This window comes from Amycolatopsis sp. NPDC098790 (assembly GCF_044759945.1).
Classification (GTDB): Bacteria; Actinomycetota; Actinomycetes; order Mycobacteriales; family Pseudonocardiaceae; genus Amycolatopsis.
In genome coordinates this window covers 335960-357627 of record NZ_JBIWAI010000003.1, presented here as the reverse complement: position 1 = coordinate 357627, position 21668 = coordinate 335960, and the positions used below count along the sequence as shown (strand labels likewise).

The 21668-nt window shown below is 72.1% G+C and carries 11 protein-coding genes; 5 read left to right on the top strand and 6 right to left on the bottom strand.

The window, feature by feature from the left end; genetic code table 11:
• The first annotated feature begins 236 nt into the window (after positions 1 to 236).
• The 3 genes from ACIQWX_RS27160 (at position 237) to ACIQWX_RS27150 (ending at position 3728) form a co-directional block, all read left to right on the top strand.
• Positions 237 to 1826, top strand: a complete 1590-nt coding sequence (locus tag ACIQWX_RS27160) for a beta-N-acetylhexosaminidase (RefSeq protein WP_400876769.1) — start codon at positions 237 to 239, stop codon at positions 1824 to 1826.
• A gap of 8 nt (positions 1827 to 1834) precedes the next feature.
• Positions 1835 to 2557, top strand: a complete 723-nt coding sequence (locus tag ACIQWX_RS27155) for a class I SAM-dependent methyltransferase (RefSeq protein WP_400876766.1) — start codon at positions 1835 to 1837, stop codon at positions 2555 to 2557.
• 154 nt (positions 2558 to 2711) lie between these two features.
• Positions 2712 to 3728, top strand: a complete 1017-nt coding sequence (locus ACIQWX_RS27150) for a hypothetical protein (protein ID WP_400876763.1) — start codon at positions 2712 to 2714, stop codon at positions 3726 to 3728.
• A gap of 48 nt (positions 3729 to 3776) precedes the next feature.
• Here the strand turns inward: ACIQWX_RS27150 and ACIQWX_RS27145 are convergent, their stop codons facing one another.
• Complete coding sequence (locus ACIQWX_RS27145; protein WP_400876760.1) at positions 3777 to 5186, bottom strand: AMP-binding protein; 1410 nt, start codon at positions 5184 to 5186, stop codon at positions 3777 to 3779.
• Complete coding sequence (locus ACIQWX_RS27140; RefSeq protein WP_400876757.1) at positions 5186 to 6316, bottom strand: acyl-CoA dehydrogenase family protein; 1131 nt, start codon at positions 6314 to 6316, stop codon at positions 5186 to 5188. The genes ACIQWX_RS27145 and ACIQWX_RS27140 overlap by 1 nt, the downstream gene beginning before the upstream one ends.
• A gap of 87 nt (positions 6317 to 6403) precedes the next feature.
• On the opposite strand from ACIQWX_RS27140, the gene ACIQWX_RS27135 reads away from it, so the two are divergent.
• Positions 6404 to 7591, top strand: a complete 1188-nt coding sequence (locus ACIQWX_RS27135) for a macrolide family glycosyltransferase (RefSeq protein ID WP_400876754.1) — start codon at positions 6404 to 6406, stop codon at positions 7589 to 7591.
• Between the two features lie 61 nt (positions 7592 to 7652).
• Here the strand turns inward: ACIQWX_RS27135 and ACIQWX_RS27130 are convergent, their stop codons facing one another.
• Together ACIQWX_RS27130 and ACIQWX_RS27125 are read right to left on the bottom strand one after the other, a co-directional pair.
• Entirely contained in the window at positions 7653 to 8486 is an 834-nt protein-coding gene (locus ACIQWX_RS27130; protein WP_400876751.1) for an ABC transporter permease, read from the bottom strand.
• A gap of 1 nt (position 8487) precedes the next feature.
• Positions 8488 to 9459 (bottom strand): ABC transporter ATP-binding protein, encoded by a 972-nt coding sequence (locus ACIQWX_RS27125; protein ID WP_400876748.1) that lies wholly within the window; start codon positions 9457 to 9459, stop codon positions 8488 to 8490.
• A 287-nt stretch (positions 9460 to 9746) separates the two neighbouring features.
• Here ACIQWX_RS27125 and ACIQWX_RS27120 point away from each other — a divergent pair, with 287 nt between their 5' ends.
• Positions 9747 to 9962, top strand: coding sequence for a hypothetical protein (locus tag ACIQWX_RS27120; protein WP_400876745.1), 216 nt, complete (start codon positions 9747 to 9749; stop codon positions 9960 to 9962).
• Positions 9963 to 10035: 73 nt separating this feature from the next.
• Here ACIQWX_RS27120 and ACIQWX_RS27115 read toward each other — a convergent pair whose 3' ends face one another.
• Together ACIQWX_RS27115 and ACIQWX_RS27110 are read right to left on the bottom strand one after the other, a co-directional pair.
• Entirely contained in the window at positions 10036 to 20307 is a 10272-nt protein-coding gene (locus tag ACIQWX_RS27115; protein ID WP_400876742.1) for an SDR family NAD(P)-dependent oxidoreductase, read from the bottom strand.
• Positions 20304 to 21524, bottom strand: a complete 1221-nt coding sequence (locus tag ACIQWX_RS27110; RefSeq protein ID WP_400876739.1) for a macrolide family glycosyltransferase — start codon at positions 21522 to 21524, stop codon at positions 20304 to 20306. The genes ACIQWX_RS27115 and ACIQWX_RS27110 overlap by 4 nt, the downstream gene beginning before the upstream one ends.
• Positions 21525 to 21668 lie beyond the last annotated feature (144 nt).

The window sequence follows — 21668 nt, the reverse complement described above, 5'->3', positions numbered from 1 at the left end:
CACCCGTTTCTGTGGCTTGCGTACGACTCGATCTTCTCGGATCGGAACCGACCGGAAAACGGCCAAAGGTTGACAGCCGGTGACGGAAGGTTGTCGGTTCACAACCTTAGTTGTTCCGGCGGGCGGAGTAACCGGCCTTAGCAGTCTCTCTAGAGGTCGGCCGATCGGGTGGACTCGCGCCCGACCGGGCCGTTAAGAGAAAGGGACCACTCACCACTATCCGCAATGGACGGCTCATGACCGCTCGAAGTGCCAGGCGTGGGGTGCTGTTCCTCTCCCTCCTCGGCTTGCTCGCCCCCGTCGTGCCCGCCGGCGCCGCACCGCAGGCGGTTCCGGCCGGGTCCACCCTCCAGCAGGTCGTGCCGGCCCCGGTGTCGGTGACGCCGGACCCGGCCGTCCGCTACCGGCTCGGGCCGGACGCCGTGGTGTTCACCTCCGGCGGCGCCGGAGCCCGCCAGGTCGGCGACTACCTCGCCGGCCTGCTGCGGCCGGCGACCCGGTTCCGGCTCCCGGTCATCACGACCCCCGCGCTCCCGAAGGCCCTGCCCGGCATCTCGCTGCAGCTGGGCGGCGCGGACCCCCGCGTCGGCGCCGAGGGCTACCAGCTCGACAGCACCGCGTCCGGGGTGACCATCCGGGCCGCGAAGCCCGCCGGCCTCTTCAACGGCGTCCAGACGCTGCGCCAGCTCCTGCCCGCGTCGCTCACCGGGCCGCTCACCGTGCCCGGCGGGCACGTCCTCGACTACCCGCGCTACGCCTACCGCGGCGCGATGCTCGACGTCGCCCGGCACTTCCTGCCCGTGGCCGACGTCAAGAAGTACGTCGACGACATCGCGCTGTACAAGATCAACAACCTGCACCTCCACCTGACCGACGACCAGGGCTGGCGGCTGCAGATCGCCGGCTGGCCGAACCTGACCGCCAAGGGCGCGAGCACCGGCTCCGGCGGCGGCGCGGGCGGCTTCTACACGCAGGCCCAGTACCGCGACATCGTCGCCTACGCGCAGAGCAGGCACATCACGGTCGTGCCGGAGATCGAGATGCCGTCGCACTTCGGCGCGGCGCTGTCCTCCTACGCCGAGCTGAACTGCGACGGCGTCGCCGGGCCGATCTACACCGGCCTCACCCCCGCGCCGCGGTCGGACCTGTGCGTCGACAAGCCCGTCACGTACAAGTTCATCAACGACGTGCTCACGCAGGTCGCGGCACTGACCCCGGGCGGCTACCTCGACGTCGGCGGTGACGAGATCCAGAGCATCGACGACGCTCAGTACACGGCGTTCATGGCGAAGGTCGCGCCGATGGTGGCCAAGCTCGGCAAGAAGCTGCTGGGCTGGGCGGAGATGCTCACCGCGACCCCGCCGCAGGGCGCGACCGGCGAGTTCTGGATCTACGACGGCACCCAGAACGAGGTCGGCGAAGCCAGCCAGAAGGGCGCGAAGCTGATCATGGCGCCCTGCGTCTACACGTACCTGGACATGAAGTACGCGCCCGGCGTCCCCGCCGACATCGGCCTCGAGTGGGCCGGCGACATCAGCGTCCAGGCCGCGTACGGCTGGGACCCGACGGCGGTCGTGCCCGGCGCGCTGAACTCGAACATCGACGGCGTCGAAGCTCCCTTGTGGACGGACACCGTGCGCAGCCTGGACGACGTGCGCTACCTAGCGTTCCCGCGGCTGCCCGCGATCGCCGAGATCGGCTGGTCACCGCAGGCGAGCCACGACTGGACGTCGTTCGCGTCCCGGCTGGCCGCCCAGGGCCCGCGCTGGAAAGCGCAGGGCGTGAAGTTCTACCCCGCACCGGAAATCCCGTGGCAGAAGGACTGAGGCCCATCATGACGAACAAGGACGGGCGGGTCTGGGAGGCCTACTGGACGGACCTCCCGGACCGCGCGGGCGCGGCGTTCTGGGACTGCGAGCCCGCCGACGGCGCGGCCGCGCACGCCGAGCTGTTCAAGGCGCACTTCGACCCCGAGCTGCCGCTGGTCGACCTCGGCTGCGGAAATGGGACCCAGACCCGGTACCTGGCCGGGCTGTACGACCGGGTCGTCGGCGTCGACATCGCGGAAGCCGCGCTGAACCGGGCGCGGGCGGAGAACGGCGCTCCGAACGTCTCGTACGAGTTGCTGGACGTGCTGGATTCGTCGGCGGTGGCGGCGTTCCGGGCGCGGTACGGCGACGTGAACGTCTACTTGTCGGGCGTGATCCACCAGCTGCCGGTCGAGAAGCGGGTGGCGTGCGCGCGCAATCTGGCCGTGTTGGCGGGGGCGCGTGGGTGCGTGTTCAACCAGGAGTTGACGCCGGCGAGCTACACGTACATGCAGCAGCTCATCGCCGACCCCGCCAACGATTTGCCCAAGCTGGAACGCGTGTCGATCTACTTCGGCATCGGACTGCAGCCGGCGGCGGGTGAGGCCGAGTTGGAGACGGTGTACGAGGTGGCCGGGTTCAGCGTCGTGGACGGGGGCGAGTTGTTGTTGCGCACGACTGAGACGCTGGCCGACGGTTCGGTGCTCAACCTGCCCACGCACTACGTCCTCGCTCGCCCCACTCGCTGAAAAAGCGGTCGTGAGTGAGAAACAGGGTTAGAACACTGTTTCTCACTCACGATCCCCAAGCACCTCCGCAGGCGAGTTATCCACAACGGTCTGAGTTGTCCACAGATTTCGCGAGCGGCACCCAACCGACGCCGCGGCCAGGGATGGTCGGGGGGTGCCCGAGAACTGCCGCTGGTCGACCGACCGGATACCAGAGGATGCACGTCCAGGCTGGCTGATGCTGCTGTCCGAACAACACGGCGTGGTCAGCCTCCGGCAGCTGCGGCAATACGGCCACAGCGGCGATGAAATCTTCGCCAACCTGGCCGCCGGACGCTGGCAACGCATACTGCCCCGTGTCTACGCCACCTTCACCGGGGAGCCGGGCCGGTCCGCACGGTTGTCCGCCGCGCTGCTCTACGGCGGAGCCCATGCAGTGCTCAGTCACCACACGGCCGCGGAGGAGTGGGGGCTGATCCCGATCGTCGAGCGACCTGTCGAAATCACCGTTCCGTACAGGAGTTCGGCCGTATCGCAACGCCCGCTCGTCATCGTCCATCGATCCCGCGCGCTCGACCACACGACGCTGGAGACCGTGCCTCCCCGAACCCGCGGACCGGACACCATCGTCGACCTGGCCGTGTCGCAGCAAACCGGCCGGGAGGCGACGACGCTGATCGTCGATCTGGTGAGCAGGAGTTCGATCCCGCTACGAGCCATCGAGGACTGCCTCCTTCTCCGGCCGCCCTATCGGTACCGAGGCGCCATCCGCCGGGGCCTCGACCTCATCGGCAACGGCCTGATGTCCGCACTCGAAATCGAGTACCTCGAAAGAGTCGAAGACCAGCACGATCTGCCTCGCGGTGACCGGCAGACACCGTGCACCGTCGACGGAAAGACCCTGTGGGAGGACGTGACCTACGACAACCACGGCGCCCGAGTCACGATCCGGCTGGACGGCCGCGCCACTCACACCACCGGCGGCGTGGCCTTCCGGGACCGTCGCCGCGACAACGCCGCCGAACTCGCCGGGCGTGCACGACTGGTCTACGGCTGGCAGGACGTCCACGGGTCACCCTGCGCAGTCGCCGCAGAGGTTCGGAAGATCCTGCTCCGCGAGGGCCGGGACGCCACGGGCAGCCGAGAGCCGACCTGCCACCGATGCGGGTCTGCCGCGGCCGGTCGTGAGTGAGAAACAGTGTTCTAACCCTGTTTCTCACTCACGACCCCGTGGAGCCGGTCAGTGGGCGAGGGCGGCGCGGTCGGTCTTGCCGTTCGCCGTGCGGGGCAGCTCCTCCGCCGTGACGACCTCGTCCACAATCATGTACTTCGGCAAGTGCGCCGCGCAGTGGGCCTTCATTCCCAGCAGCGTCACCCGCGCGCCGGGGCGGGGGACGACCACCGCACGCAGCCGCGCGTCGATGCCCGTGCCCGCCACCACCACCGCCACCTCGGCCACCGCGGGGTGGCGGGCCAGCGCCGTCTCGATCTCGCCTAGCTCGACGCGGTGGCCGCGCAGCTTGACCATCGCGTCGCGGCGGCCCGCGTACTCCAGCTCGCCCGCGTCGTCGTAGCGGCCGAGGTCGCCCGTGCGGTAGCCGCCCAGCTGCGGGGCCGCGCCCCAATAGCCGAGCATCACCGTCGGGCCCTCGACGACGATCTCTCCCTCGGGAGACAGCGTCAGCGTCGCCCCCGAGCACGCCCGCCCGATCGGCAGCGAGCCGGTCCGCGAAAGGTCCGCCGGAGTCACCTCGTAGCTCGTGACGACGTTCGTCTCGGTCGGGCCGTACCAGTTGAACAGCCGCACGCCCGGCCACGCGCGGCGCAGCGTCTGCACCCCGGCGATCGGGAACGGCTCCCCGGCGAACACGCAGACCCGCAGCGACGCCGGCGCGGGCCGGTCGAGCAGGCCGCCGTGGCGCATCATCAGCAGCAGCGCCGACGGCACCGAGTACCAGACGCTGATGCCGCGGCCGTGCAGGAAGTCCGTCAGCTCGACGGGCGAGTAGGACAGGTCCGAGCCCGCCAGGTCGACCGACGCTCCGGCGTAGAACGCGCCGTAGAGGTCGAACACCGAGAGGTCGAAGTTGAACGGCGCGTGGTTGGCCAGCCGGTCCCCCGCGTGCAGCCCGGTCTCCGCCGCGGCCCACCCGACGAACGCGAGCGCGTTGCGGTGGCTGATCAGGACGCCCTTCGGCGTGCCGGTCGAGCCGGACGTGTACAGGATGTAGGCGGGTTCGTCCGGGCCGACGTGTTCGACGGGCGCCACACCGTCGCTTGTGGACAGTTCGGTGAACGAGCCGAGCGGCGGCGGGTTCGGGCCCCAGTCCACCGCCACGTCGGTGACGACCAGCGCGGGCGTGCAGCTCTCGGCGATGAGCCGCACCCGCGAGACCGGGTTCGACGGCGCGACCGGCACGTAGACCGCACCGATCCGCAGCGACGCCTGCATGAGCGCCACCACCTCGACGCTCTTCTCGGCCCAGATCAGCACGCGGTCGCCGTGGCGGACGCCGGCGGCGTGCAGGCCGGCGGCCAGGCGGCCGGCGAGTTCGTCGAGTTCGCGGTAGGTCACGGTCGTGGCGCCGCAGTGCACGGCCGGGGCGTCCGGCGTGCGCTCGGCAGCGGCGAGGACCAGTTCGTGCAGCATCACAACCCCAGTTCCATGGCGACCAACTGCCGCTGGACGTCCGAGGCACCCGAGAAGATCGTCCCGCCGATCGCGTCCCGCAGCGCCGCTTCGATCCCCTGTTCACGCAGGTAGCCGCGGCTGCCGAACAGCTGGACGGCGTCGGTCGCGCTCGCCACCGTCCCCTCGGACACGGCGAGCTTCGACAGCGCCGCGAACAGCGTCGCGTCCTCGCCCTGGTCCAGCGCCCAGCACGCCCGGTACAGCAGCAGGCGGGCGCTTTCCACCCGCAGTTTCATCTCCACGACCCGGTTGGACACCGACTGGAACTCCGCGAGCCGCTTGCCGAACTGGCGGCGGCCGCGCACGTGCTCGAGGCAGCGGTCGATCAGCCGGTCCTGCACGCCCAGGTACAGCGCGAACAGGCAGGCCCGCTCCCAGCCCATCGAGTGCTGGAAGATCGCCGAGCCCTGGCCGGGTTCGCCGAGGACGGCGCCGGAGGGCACGAAACAGTCGGTGAACGTGATCTCGCCGGCCAGACAGCCTTCCATGCCCAGCTTGCCGAACGGCTCACCTCGCGTGATGCCCGGCGAACCCGCGTCGAGCGCGAACGCCGTGATGCCCCAGTGCCCGGCGGCCGGGTCGGTGACCGCGTAGGTGACCAGGACGTCGGCGACGGGACCGTTGCTGACGAAGCTCTTGACGCCGTTGAGCAGGTACCCGCCGTCGACGGGGGTCGCCGTGGCCCGCAGCGCGCCGACGTCGGACCCCGCTTCGGGCTCGGTCATCGCGTTGCCCGCGATCAGGTCTCCGGCGGCGAGACCCGGCAACAGCTGTTCGCGCAGGGCTTCCGGCGCGAAGTCGACGATCGGCATCGTGCAGGCGAACAGGTGCGCGGCCGCGCCGAAGACGAGACCGGTGTCGGGGCAGCCCCGCCCGGCGGCTTCGAACACCCGCGCCGTCTCCAGGGCGGTCAGGCCGCCTCCGCCGTGTCCGGTGGGCACGCTCGCGCCGAGAACGCCGAACTTGCCCAGCAGCGCCCAGTTTTCGCGGCTGAACGCGTACTCGGCCGCGGCCGGGAACGCCGCTCGCGTGTCGGCCACCGTCCGGTCGTAGCGCTGCCGCTGGTCCGCGGTCCAGCCGAAGTCCATCCGCCCACCTCCACGAGTGTCCGCGCCCGAGGCTAACGGCGGGATGTCTGGCGAAATCCCCGAATCCGCGGTGCGAGCATGGCCGGTGTGACCCGACACGTCGTGCTCTGCACCCTGCCCGGCTACGGGCACGTGACCCCCGTCCTGGACGTCCTCGGCGAGCTGGTCCGGCGCGGCCACCGGGTCACGGTGGCGACCGGCAGCGCGTTCGCCGAGCGGATCGCGGCGACCGGCGCTCGTCCGGTCGGCTACGACGAGCCGGCCGACGACCCGGGTGCCCACCGGCTCGCGGCGGCGCTGACCGGCGCTTCGAGCTGTCTCGGGCCGCTCGCGCCGGTGCGGAAACTGCTGGCGGACGACTCGCCCGACGTGCTCGCGTTCGACTCGACGATGTGGATCGCGGGCCGCGTGCTCGCCCACGACGTCCCGTGCCCGACGGTCCAGCTTTCGGCGTGTTTCGCGTCGAACGAGCACTACTCGCTGCCGGCGCACGTCGCGCGTTTCCCGGCGCCGGAGTCCACAAAGGACTCCTACGACTTCGCGGCCGACCTCCAGGCCCTGCTCGCGGCGGAGGCTCCCGGCCGCACCGCGGAGGAGTTCCTCGACGACGGCCGCGACCACAAGCTGGTCCTCATCCCCCGCGGCTTCCAGTACGCGGGTGAGACGTTCGACGAGCGCCACACGTTCACGGGCCCGTGCTTCGGCCCGCAGCGGCCGCTGACCGGCTGGGAGCCGCCGTCGAACGGGAACCCGGTGCTGCTGGTGTCGCTGGGCACGTCGGCGTTCAACGACCAGCCGGGCTTCTTCCGCCAGTGCGCAAGCGCTTTCGCGTCCCTGCCCTGGAACGTCGTGATGACCTTGGGCGGCGGTGTCGACCCGGCGTCACTGGGTCCGTTGCCGCCGAATGTCGAGGCACGCCAATGGGTTCCGCACCCGGCGGTGCTGCGGCACGCGTCCGCGTTCGTGACGTCGGCGGGCATGGGCAGCGTGATGGAGGCGTTCTACTGCGGGACCCCGCTCGTGCTGGTGCCGATGCACGGCGAGCAGGAGGTCAACACCGAACGCGTGGTGGAGCTGGGCCTCGGCCGGCGGCTGCCCCGCGAGGAGGTGACGCCGGAGTCGATCCGCGACGCCGTCCTGGCGGTGGCGGCCGACGACGGCATCGGTGCGCGGATGCGGGCCATGCGCGACCACACGCGTGAGAGCGGCGGTACGGCCGCGGCGGCCGACCGCATCCTCGCGGTCGCGAACGCCGCCTCGAAACGACGTGAATGACTCATTCCTGTCGCCTGGCGACAGGAATGAGTCATTCACTACATCCGGGCAGCCGAAGGACTCAGCCGGAGTCGCGCTTGCCCATCAGCGAAAACGCGACCACCAGAGCCACCGCGACCCACGTCAGCAGCGTCCCACCACCGGTCAACGGCCCCAGGTACGTCGCCGAGTCCGTCTTGAGCTGGGCCGTGCTCAACTGCTCCGCGGCCGACGCCGGGAAGTACGCCAGGATGTCGCGCTGCACCCACTCCGGCAGCAGCGCGCCGAGGATCGCCGGGGCGAAGATGAAGCCGATCGCCGTCGCGATCGCCCCCGCGGCGCTGCGCATCATCACGCCGAACGACAGCGCCAGCAACGCGAACGCCGCGAACTCCGCACCCCAGCCGAGCAGGCTGCGCAGCACGCCGGGACCGCCGAGGCCCAGCGTCGGGATGTTCGGGTTGATGCCCAGGACCAGCTGCCCGATGAAGAACGCCGCCGCCGCGAAGAGCGTGCCGAGCACGAACGCCAGCAGCCCGACGACCACCGCCTTCGAGATCAGGACGCGGCCGCGGTGCGGCGTGATCGCGAGGGTCAGGCGCATCATCCCGGTCGAGTACTCGCCGGAGACGGCCAGCACCCCGAGCACCGAGATGAGGATGAGCCCGAGGTTCATCCCGACCATGGCGGTGCCCGCGGAGTCGAAGTCCGTCGTCTGGCCGGCGGGCAGGTTCTGGTAGTCCTGCTCGGTCAGGAAGCTGAACAGCACCGAGAACCCGACGCTGACGACGGCCGCGGCGATGACGACGATCCAGGTCGACCGGACCGACTTGAGCTTCGTCCATTCCGCCGCGAGCGTGTTGCCGATCCCCGGCGACGTCTTGGTTTCCGGCAGCGAGGCCGTTGCGGTCGTCATGTCAGTCCGTCCCTTCCGACGCGAGCGCCCGCACCGTCTCGAGCACCTTCTCCTCCGCCGGCGGCGCGCCGCTGTGCGACCGGTACTGCACGCTGTCCTTGGTGAGGTCCATGAACGCGGCTTCGAGGCTGGCGCGGACCGGCGTCAGCTCGTGCAGTCCGAGCCGCCGTTCCAGCGCGAGGTCGCCGATCTCCGGCGCGTCCAGGCCGACGACGTTGAGCGAGCCGTCGTCCAGCTTCGTCACCTTGGCGCCCGCGCGTTCGAGGGCTTCGGCCAGCTCGGTGGCGCTCGGCGAGACGACGTGGACGTGGCTGCGCGCGCTGCGCTGGGTGAAGTCGGTGATCGGCATGTCGGCGATCAGCTCACCGCGGCCGATCACGATGACGTGCTCGGCGGTCTCTTCCATCTCGTTCATCAGGTGGCTGGACACGAAGACCGTCCGCCCCTCGGCGGCGAGGTCCTGCATCAGCGTCCGGATCCAGAAGATGCCCTCGGGGTCGAGGCCGTTGACCGGCTCGTCGAACAGCAGCGTCGGCGGGTCACCGAGCAACGCCGTCGCGATGCCGAGCCGCTGGTACATGCCGAGGGAGAAGTTCCCGACCTTCTTGCCGGCGACGTCGGTGAGGCCGACCGCGTCGAGCACCTCGTCGACGCGCTTGCGCGGGATGCCGCCGGCCTGGGCCACCCACTGCAGGTGCCGGTAGGCGGTGCGCGCGCCGTGGACGGCCTTGGCGTCGAGCAGCGCGCCGACCTCGCGCATCGGCGCGGGGAGGTCGCGGTAGGCCTTGCCGTTGACGGTGACCGAGCCGCCGCTGGGGGCGTCGAGGCCGAGGATCATCCGCATGGTGGTCGACTTGCCCGCGCCGTTGGGGCCCAGGAAACCGGTCACGACGCCGGGCTTGATGTCGAACGACAGCCCGTGGACGGCCGTCGTGTCGCCGTACCGCTTCGTCAGATCTCGTGCTGTGATCAAGCGCCTGCTCCGTACTCCGCTACTTCGCTACTTCGATCCTGTGTGCCTGGGTCAAGTGAACCGGCTGCCACGGCCGTCGTGCTACGGCACAAGGTGGCTTGTCGCCGCAACCAAAGTTGCAACCCCCGGACCTGCGTGATCTTCTCAGCACGGTGGGCGACCGGCAACTCGGGCAACGTCAACTTTCGATGGTCGGATGACGACTTTCGAGGACTCACAATGCAGTTCGCGCCGTGCTTGAATCGATCACAGGCAATCGACCACCGAATGTTCCCGAGGAGTTTCCCATGGCCAAAGAACAAGGCGGCCGCCCGTTCGTTTCCCTCGTCATGGGGCTGATCCTGGTCGCGGGCGGGATCGTCATCATCCTGAACGCGGGCGAGCACACGATCGGCGTGATCGGCGGCTGCGTGACCATTCTCGCGGGCTTGGCGTTCTTCGTCCGCAGCGCGGCTTCCCGCAAGACGACGGCCGCGGGCCGGCGTCGCTTCTTCATTTCCTGAAAGCCCTTGCGGACGGGCTTCGCGGCCGTCCTGGTGTCCCGTCGGGGGGTCACCAGGACGGCCGCTTCTCGTTTCAGCCCTCGTCGGCGCCGAGGGCCAGCCGCACCAGGTCGTCGACGTCCAGGTCGCTGAAGTCGTCGGCCGCGCCGGCGTCCACTTCGGACTCGGGGAACAGTTCCCCGCCGAGGCAGCCGGCCAATGCGACCGGGGTCGGGTAGTCGAAGATCAGCGTCGCCGGCAGGCGGACACCGGTCGCCGCGGTCAGGCGGTTGCGCAGTTCCACCGCCGTCAGCGAGTCGAAGCCCAGCTCCTTGAACACCCGGGCCGGGTCGACGACGTCGCCGTAGCCCAGCACCGCGCCCACCTGCGCGCACACCAGGTCCACCAGTGCCTGCCGCCGGTCCTCGCCGGACATTCCCGCCAGGCGCTCCCGCCAGCCCTGCGGCCCTTCGGCCGCGCGGCGCCGGACGGCGGTCCGGACCAGCCCGCGCAGCTGCTCCGGGACGTCGGGGCCCAGCGCCCGCGGGTCGACCAGCATCGGCACCAGCACCGCCTCGGGCGCGTCCCATGCGGCGTCGAACAGCGCCAGGCCCTGGTCCGCGGGCAGCGGCGGCAGCCCCGACCGCGTCATCCGGCGCACGTCGGCGTCGGACAGCCCGGCCGTCATGCCGCCGGTCGGCAGCCACGGGCCCCAGGCCAGCGCCAGCGCGGGCAGTCCCGCGGAACGCCGTTGCCGGGCGAGCCCGTCCAGGAAAGCGTTTGCGGCGGCGTAGTTGCCCTGCCCGGGCGCGCCGAGCACGCCCGCGGCCGAGGAAAACAGGACGAACGCGGACAAATCGTGGTCGCGCGTCAGCTCGTCCAAGTTGATTGCGGCCACGGCCTTCGGCCGCAGCACGGTGCCCAGCCGGTCCGGGGAAAGCGCTTCGACCAGGCCGTCGTCGAGCACCCCGGCCGCGTGCACCACCGCGGTCAGCCGCACCCCGGCCAAGACCTTCGCCAGCGCGTCCCGATCGGCCGCGTCGCACGCGACCACGGAAGTCTCGGCCCCCAGCGCGGACAGTTCGGCCCGCAGCTCGTCGACGCCCTCGGCCGCCGGGCCGCGGCGGCTCGTCAGCAGCAGGTGCCGGACGCCGGAGCCGGCGAGGTGCCGGGCCAGCAGCCGGCCGAGCCCGCCGGTGCCGCCGGTGATCAGCACGGTCCCGTCCGGGCCGAGCGGCGCGGGCACGGTCAGCACGACCTTGCCGACGTGCTTGGCGTGGCTCACGTGCCGGAACGCGGCGGGTGCGCGCCGGACGTCCCACGCGGTGACCGGCACCGGCGTCAGCGAACCGTCCTCGAACCAGCCCAGCAGCCGGTCGAACAGCTCGCGGATGCGGTCGTACCCGGCCTCGACCAGGTCGAACGCCTGGTAGGCGACCCCCGGGTGCGCCGCGGCGACCTCGGCGGCGTCGCGCACGTCGGTCTTGCCCATCTCCAGGAAGCGGCCGCCGCGCGGCAGCAGCCGCAGCGACGCGTCCACGAAGTCCCCGGACAGGGAGTCCAGCACGACGTCGACGCCCCGGCCCTTGGTGGCCGCGAGGAACGCGGCCTCGAAGTCCAACGTCCGCGAGGACGCGATGTGGTCGTCCGCGAGACCGCCGGCCCGCAGTGCGTCCTGCTTGCCGGCGCTCGCGGTGCCGTACACGTCCGCGCCGAGCAGCTTCGCCAGTTGCACCGCGGCCATCCCGACGCCGCCGGCCGCCGCGTGCACCAGGACGCTCTCGCCGGGCCGCAGGTCGCCCAGATCGGTCAGGGCGTAGAGCGCGGTCAGGAACACCACCGGCACCGACGCGCCCTGCGCGAACGACAGGCCGGCGGGCAGCCGGCAGACCATCCGCTCGTCGACCTCGGCCACCGGTCCGAACGCGCCGCCGAACAGGCCCATCACCCGGTCGCCGGGCGCGAACCGCGTGACGCCGTCGCCGACCGCTGTGACGACCCCGGCACCCTCCAGCCCCGGCGAAGTGGCCGGGCCGGGGTACATGCCCAGCGTGTTCAGGACGTCCCGGAAGTTCACGCCGGCGGCGCGCACGGCGATCCGCACCGCGCCCGGCGCGACCGGCTCGGCGAACTCGGGGCACGGCACGACGGTCAGGCCGTCGAGGGTGCCGCGCTCGGCGATGTCGACCCGCCACGGTCCGGCGGGGACGGTGAGTGCGTCGGTTCCCTTGGCCAGCCGCGCCACCCGGGCCACGCCGGCGCGGAGGGCGACCTGGTTCTCCCCCGTCGCCAATGCGGCGGCGGGTTCGGCCGAGCCGTCGGAGTCCACCAGCACGAACCGGCCCGGGTGTTCGGACTGCGCCGAGCGCACCAGGCCCCAGACCGCGGCGAGCGCGGGGTCGACCGGGCCGTCGCCGTCTTCGGCGACGACCGCGCCGGAGGTGAGCAGCGCCAGTTTCGCGTGGGTGAACCGATCTTGAGCGAGCCAACTCTGGACGAGGGCGAGCGCGTCGTACACCGGCCGTCCCGCGAACGGCACCACGACGACGTCCGGAACGTCGGTGACGGCGGCGAGCTCGTCGACGACCGTCCACTTCGGATCCATGAGATCGCCGTCGTGGACGGGCCAGGTGAGCCGGTACAGTGCGTCCGGCCGGGCCGCCGGCTGGTCCGGTTGGAACTCGCGCAACGTCAGGGAGTCCACAGTGGCCACTGCCCGGCCGGCGGAATCGGCGACGGCGATCGCGAGGGACTCGGCGCCGGTCTTGGTGAGCCGCACCCGCAGGCCGCGCGCGCCTTCGGCGTGCAACGACACCCCTCGCCAGGAGAACGGCAGCCTGCCGTGCGGAGCGGGCGCGAACGGCAGGAACGCCGCCGCGTGCAGGACCGCGTCGAGCAGCGCCGGGTGCAGCCCGAACGCCGACGCGTCCGCCTCCTCGGGCAGTTCGACCTCGGCGTAGACGTCCTCGCCGTGCCGCCACGCTCGCCGCAAACCCTGGAAGACGGGCCCGTAGCCGAAGCCGCTGTCCGCGAGCCGGTCGTAGAGCCCGTCGGTCTCGAGGAGTTCCGCGCCCGGAGGCGGCCACGCGGTGAGGTCCTCGCCTCGCGCCGGCGCCTCGGCCGTCAGCACGCCGCTCGCGTGCAGCGTCCACGGACTGTCCGGCGCCGCGTCCTCGGGTCGCGAATGGACGGTCAGCGAGCACGCCCCGGACTCGTCCGGCGCGCCGGTCAGGACCTGGAGCCGGACGCCGCCGGACCCGGGCAGCACCAGCGGCGTCCCGAGGGTCAGTTCTTCGACCTGCGGGCGGCCGGCGCGGTCGCCCGCGTCGACGGCGAGGTCGACGAACGCCGTCCCGGGGAAGAGCACCGCGCCGCCGATGGCGTGGCCGGCGAGCCAGGGGTGGGTGCGCAGCGAGAGCCGGCCGGTGCCGAGGACGCCCGCGGACCCGGCCAGTTCGACGGTCGCGCCGAGGAACGGGTGCGGGCTGGCGGCCAGCCCGGCGGTCGCGACGTCACCGGCACGCCCGGTGCCGGCGGGCCAGAAGCGGCGGCGCTGGAACGGATACGTGGGCAGGTCGGCCCGGGCGCCGGGGTGCAAGGTGGTCCAGTCCGGGGAAAAGCCGTGCACGTGGGCCTCGGCGACCGCGGTCAGCAGCGCCTCGACGTCCGGCCGCGTCCGGCGCTGGGTCGCGGTGACGAAGACGTCGTCGACGACGCAGTCCCCGACCATGGCCGAGAGCACGGCGTCCGGGCCCACCTCGACGAACCGCGTGACCCCCTTCGCCGCCAGCCGGCCGACGTCGTCGGCGAAGCGGACGGTGTCCCGCACGTGGCGGACCCAGTGCTCGGCATCGGTGACGTCCGAGACCATCCCGATCTTCGGGTCCCGATAGGACAGCCCATGGGCGACTTCGCGGAACCGCGCGAGCATGGGGTCCATCAGCGGGGAGTGGAACGCGTGGCTGGTGCGCAACCGCTTGGTCTCCCGGCCCAGGCTCGTGAAGTGCGCGGCGATGCCGAGGACGTCCTCCTCCACTCCGGACACGACGATCGACGTGGGCCCGTTGACGGCGGCGATGTCCGCCGACGCCGTGAGCAGCGGCCGGACCTCGTCTTCGGTCGCCCGCACGGCCACCATCGCGCCGGCGGCCGGCAGTTCCTGCATGAGCCGGCCGCGGGCGGCGACGAGCGTGCAGGCGTCGTCGAGGCTGAGGACGCCGGCCACGTGGGCGGCCGCGAGTTCGCCGATGGAGTGGCCCGTGACGAAGTCCGGGGTCAGCCCCCACGACTCCAGCAGGCGGAACAGCGCGACCTCGACCGCGAACAGGGCCGGCTGGGTGAACTGCGTCTGACCGAGCCGCTCGCCGCCCTCCGCGATCACCTCGTGCAGGGGCAGGTCGAACCGCGCGCAGGCCGCGTCGAAAGCCTCTGCGAACACGGGGAACTCCTCGCGCAGTGCGAGTCCCATGCCCGCGCGCTGGGCGCCCTGACCGGTGAACAGGAACGCCGAACGGCCCTCGTCGATGACGCGGCCGCGTACGACGCCGGGGCCTTCGCCACCCTCGGCCAGCAGCCGCAGGTTCCGCACGGCGGTGGCCTGGTCGGGTGCCGCCACGACCGCCCGGTGGTCGAAGGCCGTCCGCTTGACCAGCGCCGCGCCGATGCCGTCGGTTCCCTGTTCGGCCAGCGGAAGCAGCGCGGCGGCCTGCGCGGACAGCGCGGCCTCGGTGTGACCGGACAGCGGCCACAGTCTCCCGGTCAATTTGTCTACAAAGGACTTGGATGTCGGCGGCGCTTCTTCCAGCACGGCGTGGGCGTTGGTACCGCTGAAGCCGAACGCGGAGACTGCGGCCCGCCGCGGGCGTTCGGCGGCGGGCCAGGCGACCGGTTCGGTGAGCAGCCGGACGTGCCCGGTCGTCCAGTCGACACGCTCCGACGGGACGTCGGCGTGCAAGGTGCGTGGTAGCAGTTCGTGGTTCAGCGCGAGGACCGTCTTGATGACACCGGCGACCCCGGCGGCGGCCTGGGTGTGACCGAGGTTCGACTTGACCGCGCCGAGCCACAGTGGACGGTCGCGGTCCTGCCCGTAGGTGGCGAGCAGCGCCTGGGCTTCGATCGGGTCGCCGAGCCGGGTGCCGGTGCCGTGCGCCTCCACGGCGTCCACTTCGGACGGTTCGAGTCCGGCGTCGGCGAGTGCGGCGCGGATGACGCGTTGCTGGGAAGGACCGTTCGGGGCGGTGAGGCCGTTGCTGGAACCGTCCTGGTTCACGGCCGAGCCACGCAGCACGGCCAAGATCTGCCGGCCGTGGCGCTGAGCGTCGGAAAGCCGTTCCAGCAGCAGGATCCCGGCACCTTCGGACCAGCCGGTGCCGTCGGCGTCGTCGGAGAAGGCTTTGCAGCGGCCGTCTTCGGCGAGCCCGCGCTGCCTGCTGAACTCGACGAACCCGGCGGGCGTGGCCATCACGGTGACCCCGCCGGCCAGCGCGAGCGAGCATTCGCCGGCCCGCAGCGACTGCGCGGCGAGGTGCAACGCGACCAGGGACGACGAGCACGCGGTGTCGACGGTGACGGCCGGGCCTTCGAGCCCGAAGGTGTAGGAGACGCGGCCGGACAGGACGCTCGCGGCGTTGCCGGTGCCGAGGTGCCCGGCGACGTCGTCGGCGGAGTCGCGCAGGAGGGTGGAGTAGTCCTGGCCGTTGGTCCCGGCGAAGACCCCGGTGCGGCTGCCGCGGAGCGTCGCCGGGTCGAGCCCGGCGCGTTCGAAGGCTTCCCAGGCGGTCTCGAGGAGCAAGCGTTGCTGCGGATCCATGGCGACGGCCTCGCGCGGCGACACCTCGAAGAATTCGGGGTCGAAGCCGGCGGCGTCGGCGAGGAAGCCGCCTTCGCGGGTGTAGCAGGTGCCGGGGTGGTCGGGGTCGGGGTGGTAGAGGCGGTCGAGGTGCCAGCCGCGGTCGTCGGGGAACGGCGAGACGACGTCACGGCCGGCGTCGAGGAGGTCCCAGAGCTGTTCGGGGGTGCTGACACCGCCGGGGAACCGGCAGCTCATGGCCACGATGGCGATCGGTTCGGTTTTGTCGGCAGTGGTGGTTTTTTCGGGTGCGGGGGTGGCCGAGCCGAGCAGGTGCTCGGCGAGGGCGCGCGGGGTCGGGTGGTCGAAGACGAGGGTGGAGGGCAGGGTGAGACCGGTCTCGCGGCCGAGGGCGTTGCGCAGTTCGACGGCGGTGAGGGAGTCGAACCCGAGATCGGCGAACGGCCGGTCGGCCCGGACGGTGGCGGTGGAGGGATGGCCGAGAACCGCGGCGACTTGGGCGCGGACCAGGTCGAGCGCGGCGGCGGGGCGGTCGGCTTCGGGGAGGGCGGCGAGGAGGCCGAGGAAGCCTGGCTGCGCGGCGGTCGCCCCGCCGAGTAGGCCCGGCAGGCCGGAGCGTGCGGCGGGATCGGCTGCAAGTCCGGCGAGCAGGCCCGGCAAGCCGGGATGCGCGGCAGGATCGCCCGCGAGCCGGGCGCCCCAATCTCCGGCAAGCCCGCCGAGCAGGCCCGCCGAGCCGGAGCGCGCAGTCGCATCTACCGCGAGTCCGGCGAGCAGCGGCCGGGTGGTGTCCAGGTCGCCGACCGCGAAGTCGATCGGCACCACCAGCGCGTCGGGACTGACCAGCGCGCGGTCGAACAGCGCCAGTGCGTCACGGGCCGCCAGCGGCCGGACCCCGCCCTGGCGCATGCGGGCGATCTCGGCCTCCGTCAACTGCCCGGTCATGCCGCCGTCCGGTGCCCACGGTCCCCACGCCAGCGACACCCCCGGCAACCCCAGCTCTCGCCGGTGCGCGGCGAGCGCGTCGAGGAACGCGTTGGCCGCCGCGTAGTTGCCCTGCCCCGCCCCACCGAGTACCCCTGCGGCCGACGAGAACAGCACGAAAGCCGACAGTCCCTCGGTGAGTTCGTGCAGGTTCCAAGCCGCGTCGAGCTTCGGGCGCAACACCGCCGCCAGCCGCTCGGGCGTCAACGAGGAGACGACCCCGTCGTCCAGCACCCCGGCCGCGTGCACCACCGCGGTCAACGGGCCGACCTCGCCGAGAAGCGAAGCAAGCGCTTGCCGGTCGGCGACATCGCAAGCGGCGAGCACCACATCGGCACCTTCGGCCGCCAGCTCGGCTTGCAGTTCCTGCGCACCCGGAGCGGCCGGCCCCCGACGGCTCACGAGAACGAGCCGTCGCACGTCGTGTGCCCGGACCAGGTGCCGGGCCAACTCACTTCCCAGCGACCCAGCTCCACCGGTGACGAGCACAGTCCCGTCGAGCCGGCCAGTTCCGTCCGAAGTGGACGCCACCAGCCGCGGCACGGTGATCGCACCACCGGCGTAAACAGCCTCCGGCTCCTCCGTAAGAAAAGATCCGGGCAGCTCGCCGTCGACGTCTGCCAAGACGAACCGGCCGGGGTGCTCGGCCTGCGCGGACCGGACCAGTCCCCGCACCGCTGCCCCAGCCACGCCTCGCGTGACGAAGACCAGCTTCGAACGGGCGTACCGATCATCGGACAACCAAGTCTGCAGCACTTCCAAGGCTTCTCGCGCCAACTCGTGCGCAGCCGAGACGACGTCCCCCTCGGCCTCGCACCGGAAGTACACCACCGGCGGCACGTCGGAGGAACCCAGCTCGTGCCAGTCGACCGCCGGTTCGCCACCGCCGGCGGGAACCTGCGACACCCGGTACAGCGCACCACCGGGCTTGACCGCGCGCTGCCCGTCCAGCCAATAGCGTTCCCGCTGGAAGGCGTACGTCGGCAGGTCCACCACCCGCGCCCCGCGGCCGGCGAACACCGCTTCCCAGTCCGGGCTGAACCCGGCCACGTGCAGCTTCCCGACGGCTTCGGTGAACGTGCGCACCTCGTCGCGGTCCCGGCGCAGGACCGGCACCACCAGGGCGTCCACGCAGTCGCCGGCCATCGCGGCCACGGCGCCGCCCGGCCCGGGTGTCACGAACCGCGTCACGCGGTTGGCCGCGAGCCAGCGCATCCCGTCGTGGAACCGGACCGTCGCGCGGATGTGCTCGGTCCAGTACTCCGCCGAGGCGACGTCGGTGGGTTCACCGGTCACATTGGACACCACCGGAACCTTCGGCGCCGCATAGGAAATCGTCGAAGCGACCGCGCGGAACCCGCTCAGGATCGCGTCCATGTGCGGTGAGTGGAACGCGTGGCTGACGCGCAGCCGCTTCGACCCGGCGAACCGGGCCGCGATCTCCTCGACGGCGTCGACGTCCCCGGAGACGACCACGGCAGAAGGCCCGTTGACCGCCGCGATGGCCACGCCGTCGCGCAGCAGCGGCCGCACCTCGTCCTCGGTGGCCCGCACCGAGGCCATCGCCCCGGCCGCGGACACCGACTGCATGAGCCGGGCCCGGGCGGCGACCAGCCGGCACGCGTCCGCCAGTGAGAACACCCCGGCGACGTGCGCGGCGGCCAGCTCGCCGATCGAGTGCCCCATGACGAAGTCCGGCGTCAGCCCCCACGACTCCAGGAGCCGGTACAGCGCGACCTCGACGGCGAACAGCGCGGGCTGCGTCACCTCGGTGCGGTCCAGCTCACCGCCGCCGAAGACCAGGTCCCGCAACCCGGTGAAACCGGCGCAAACCTCGTCGAAGGCCTGCGCGAACACGGGGAACGCGGCGTACAGCTCGCGTCCCATCCCCGGCTGCTGCGCGCCCTGGCCCGGGAACACGTAAGCCGTCTTGCCCGCAACGGTTTCGCCGATCACCGGCGCAGCCAGGCCGGCCCGCAGTTCCTCCGCCGTCGAGGCGACGACGACCGCGCGGTGCTCGAACGCCGTCCGCGTGGTGGCCAGCGAGTAGCCGACGTCGACCGGCCGCAGACCGTCCACACGCGACAGCAGCCGTTCCGCCTGCGCACGCACCGCCTCGGGACTCTTGCCCGAAAGGACGACCGGAACCAGCCCCGGAACGCCCGGCTCGACCGGATCCTCCGCAAGCGAGGGCGCCTGCTCGATGATCGTGTGCGCGTTGGTCCCGCTCACGCCGAAGGACGAGACCCCGGCGCGCCGCGGTCGCTCCCCCTCCGGCCATTCGACGGCTTCCTGCAACAGCCGAACCGAACCGGCCTCCCAGTCCACTTTGGATGAGGGAACTTCGGCGTGCAAAGTACGCGGCAGCAGATCGTTCCGCAGGGCCATGACCATCTTGATGACCCCGCCGACGCCGGCCGCGGCCTGCGTGTGGCCGAAGTTCGACTTCGCGGAGCCCAGCCACAACGGCGCCCCGCCCGCGCGGTCCCGGCCGTAGGTCGCCAGCAGCGCCTGCGCCTCGATCGGGTCGCCCAGCGTCGTCCCGGTGCCATGACCCTCGACGACGTCGACGTCCGAAGTGGACAGTCCCGCGTCGGCGAGCGCGGCACGGATGACCCGCTGCTGCGACGGCCCGTTCGGCGCCGTCAGCCCGCTGCTCGCACCGTCGGAGTTGACGGCGGATCCCCGCACCACCGCGAGCACCGGGTGGCCGTTGCGCCGCGCGTCGGAAAGCCGTTCCAGCAACAGAAAACCGGCGCCTTCGCCCCATCCGGTGCCGCCCGCGGCGTCGGCGTAGGACCGGCACCGGCCGTCCGGTGAGAGCCCGCGCTGCCGGCTGAACCCGATGAACGTCACCGGCGTCGACATCACCGCGACGCCGCCGGCCAGCGCCAGCGAGCAGTCGCCGCGCCGCAGTGCCTGCGCGGCCCAGTGCAGGGCCACCAGCGACGACGAACACGCCGTGTCGACCGTGACCGCCGGACCTTCCAGGCCGAAGGTGTAGGCCACCCGGCCGGACGCGATGCTGGCGGCACTTCCGTTGCCCACATAGCCTTCGAGGCTCGCGGGCAGGTCGGTCAGCCGCGTCGCGTAGTCGTTGTACATCACCCCGGCGAACACACCGGTGCTGCTCCCGCGCAGCGTCGCCGGATCGATCCCGCCGCGTTCGAAGGCCTCCCACGCCGTTTCGAGCAGGAGCCGCTGCTGCGGGTCGATCGTCTGCGCCTCACGCGGGGAGATGCCGAAGAACTCCGGGTCGAACTGGTCGGCGTCGTGCAGGAAACCGCCGTGGCGCGTGTAGCACTTGCCGGCGCGTTCGGGGTCGGGGTCGTAGAGCGCGTCGAGGTCCCAGCCGCGGTTGACGGGGAACCCCGAGATGGCGTCACGGCCCGAAGCCACGAGGTCCCACAGGTCCTCGGGCGAACGGACGCCGCCGGGGTAGCGGCAGCTCATCGCCACGATCGCGATCGGCTCGTGCTCGCGGTCCTCCGCGTCACGCAGCCGCTCGCGCGTCCGGTAGAGGTCGGCGGTGACCTTCTTGAGGTACCCGCGCAGCTTGTCGTCGTCGCTCATGCCTTTTCCCCATCGCCGGCCCGGACGGCGCGTTCGAGCACGTCCACCGCCCGTTTCGCGCCGCCTGCCACCCGGATCGCCTCCCGCATCCGCGCGACCTCCTTCGCCATCGCCGCGTCGGCGGCGACCGCGAGCACGGCGTCGCGGACGTCGTCGCCGGTCACGTCGTCGAGCAGCGCGCGGCCCAGACCCAGCCGCTCGACCTGCGCCGCCGTCACCCGCGCCTCCGGGCGCTGCGGCACGGCGACCACCGGGACGCCGTGGCCGAACGCGTCCATCAGCGAGCCCGTCCCGGCCTGGCAGACGACGACGTCGGTGTGCGGGAGGACCGCGCGGTGGTCGAGCCACGAGTGCAGCTCGACGTTGTCGGGCATGGCCGCCGCGACGTCGTCGCCGACGTGGCCCGCGGTGGTCATCACGACCCGCCAGCCGGTGCCCGCGAACGCCTGCCCGCAGGCGGTGAAGAACCCGGGGTTGCTGTTGGACGACGTGCCCAGCGACACCAGCACGACGGGGACGTCCCCGCCGGGCGGGGCCCAGCCGCCGGTGGCCGCGCCGTCGTCGCCGGCCGGGCCGACGAACACGAACTCGTCGCCGAAGCACTCGGCCCGCGGCTGGAAGGCGCGGGGCACGAACACGAGGTTCGCGACGACTTCCCCGCCACCGGACGGGAAGTCCGGCGGCGCGTCGAGGCCGGACTCCGCCAGCAGCGCGGTGATGCGCTCGCCGCACGCCGCCAGCGCGGGGTGCGCGGGGTCGAGCGGCGGGCCGGCCAGCTCGACCTCGCTGCCGTTGAGCGGGACCTCGTCGTTGCCGCCGAACCCGGCGAACAGCCGGACGACGCCGCAGCCGGCGCGCCGCGCGACGAGCCCGCCGACGTCGGTGCTCAACACGTCCTCGACCACGAGGTCCACCGGGCGGTCCGCGAACGCCGGCCACGCGGTGGCGAGCGGGGCGTAGGCCTCGTCGAGGTAGTGCGCGAGCACGGCGGCGAGGTCGTCGGCGGTGTGCACGTCCGGCATCGACTCCGGGAACGCGGACGGGTAGGTCAGCACCGTCGCGCCGGTCTCGGCGACCACGCCGGCGAACCGCTCGGCGACCACATAAGACACTTCGTACCCGCGCGCGAGCAGCTCGCGCACGACCGGCAGCGTCGGCCGGAGGTGACCGAAGCCCGGGAAACCGAAGAAGGCGACATGCCCACGGGAGACGTCCACGGCGGCCACCCTAGGTCGGCGCGCGGGCCGTCCCCGGCGTCTGCACAGGCAATCCAATGAATCGCCTAGTGTCCCCGCGGCACCGGCCCGAAGACCAGCATTCCTCCTAGATTTCCCCGGCTACAACTAGGACATCCCGTCCGC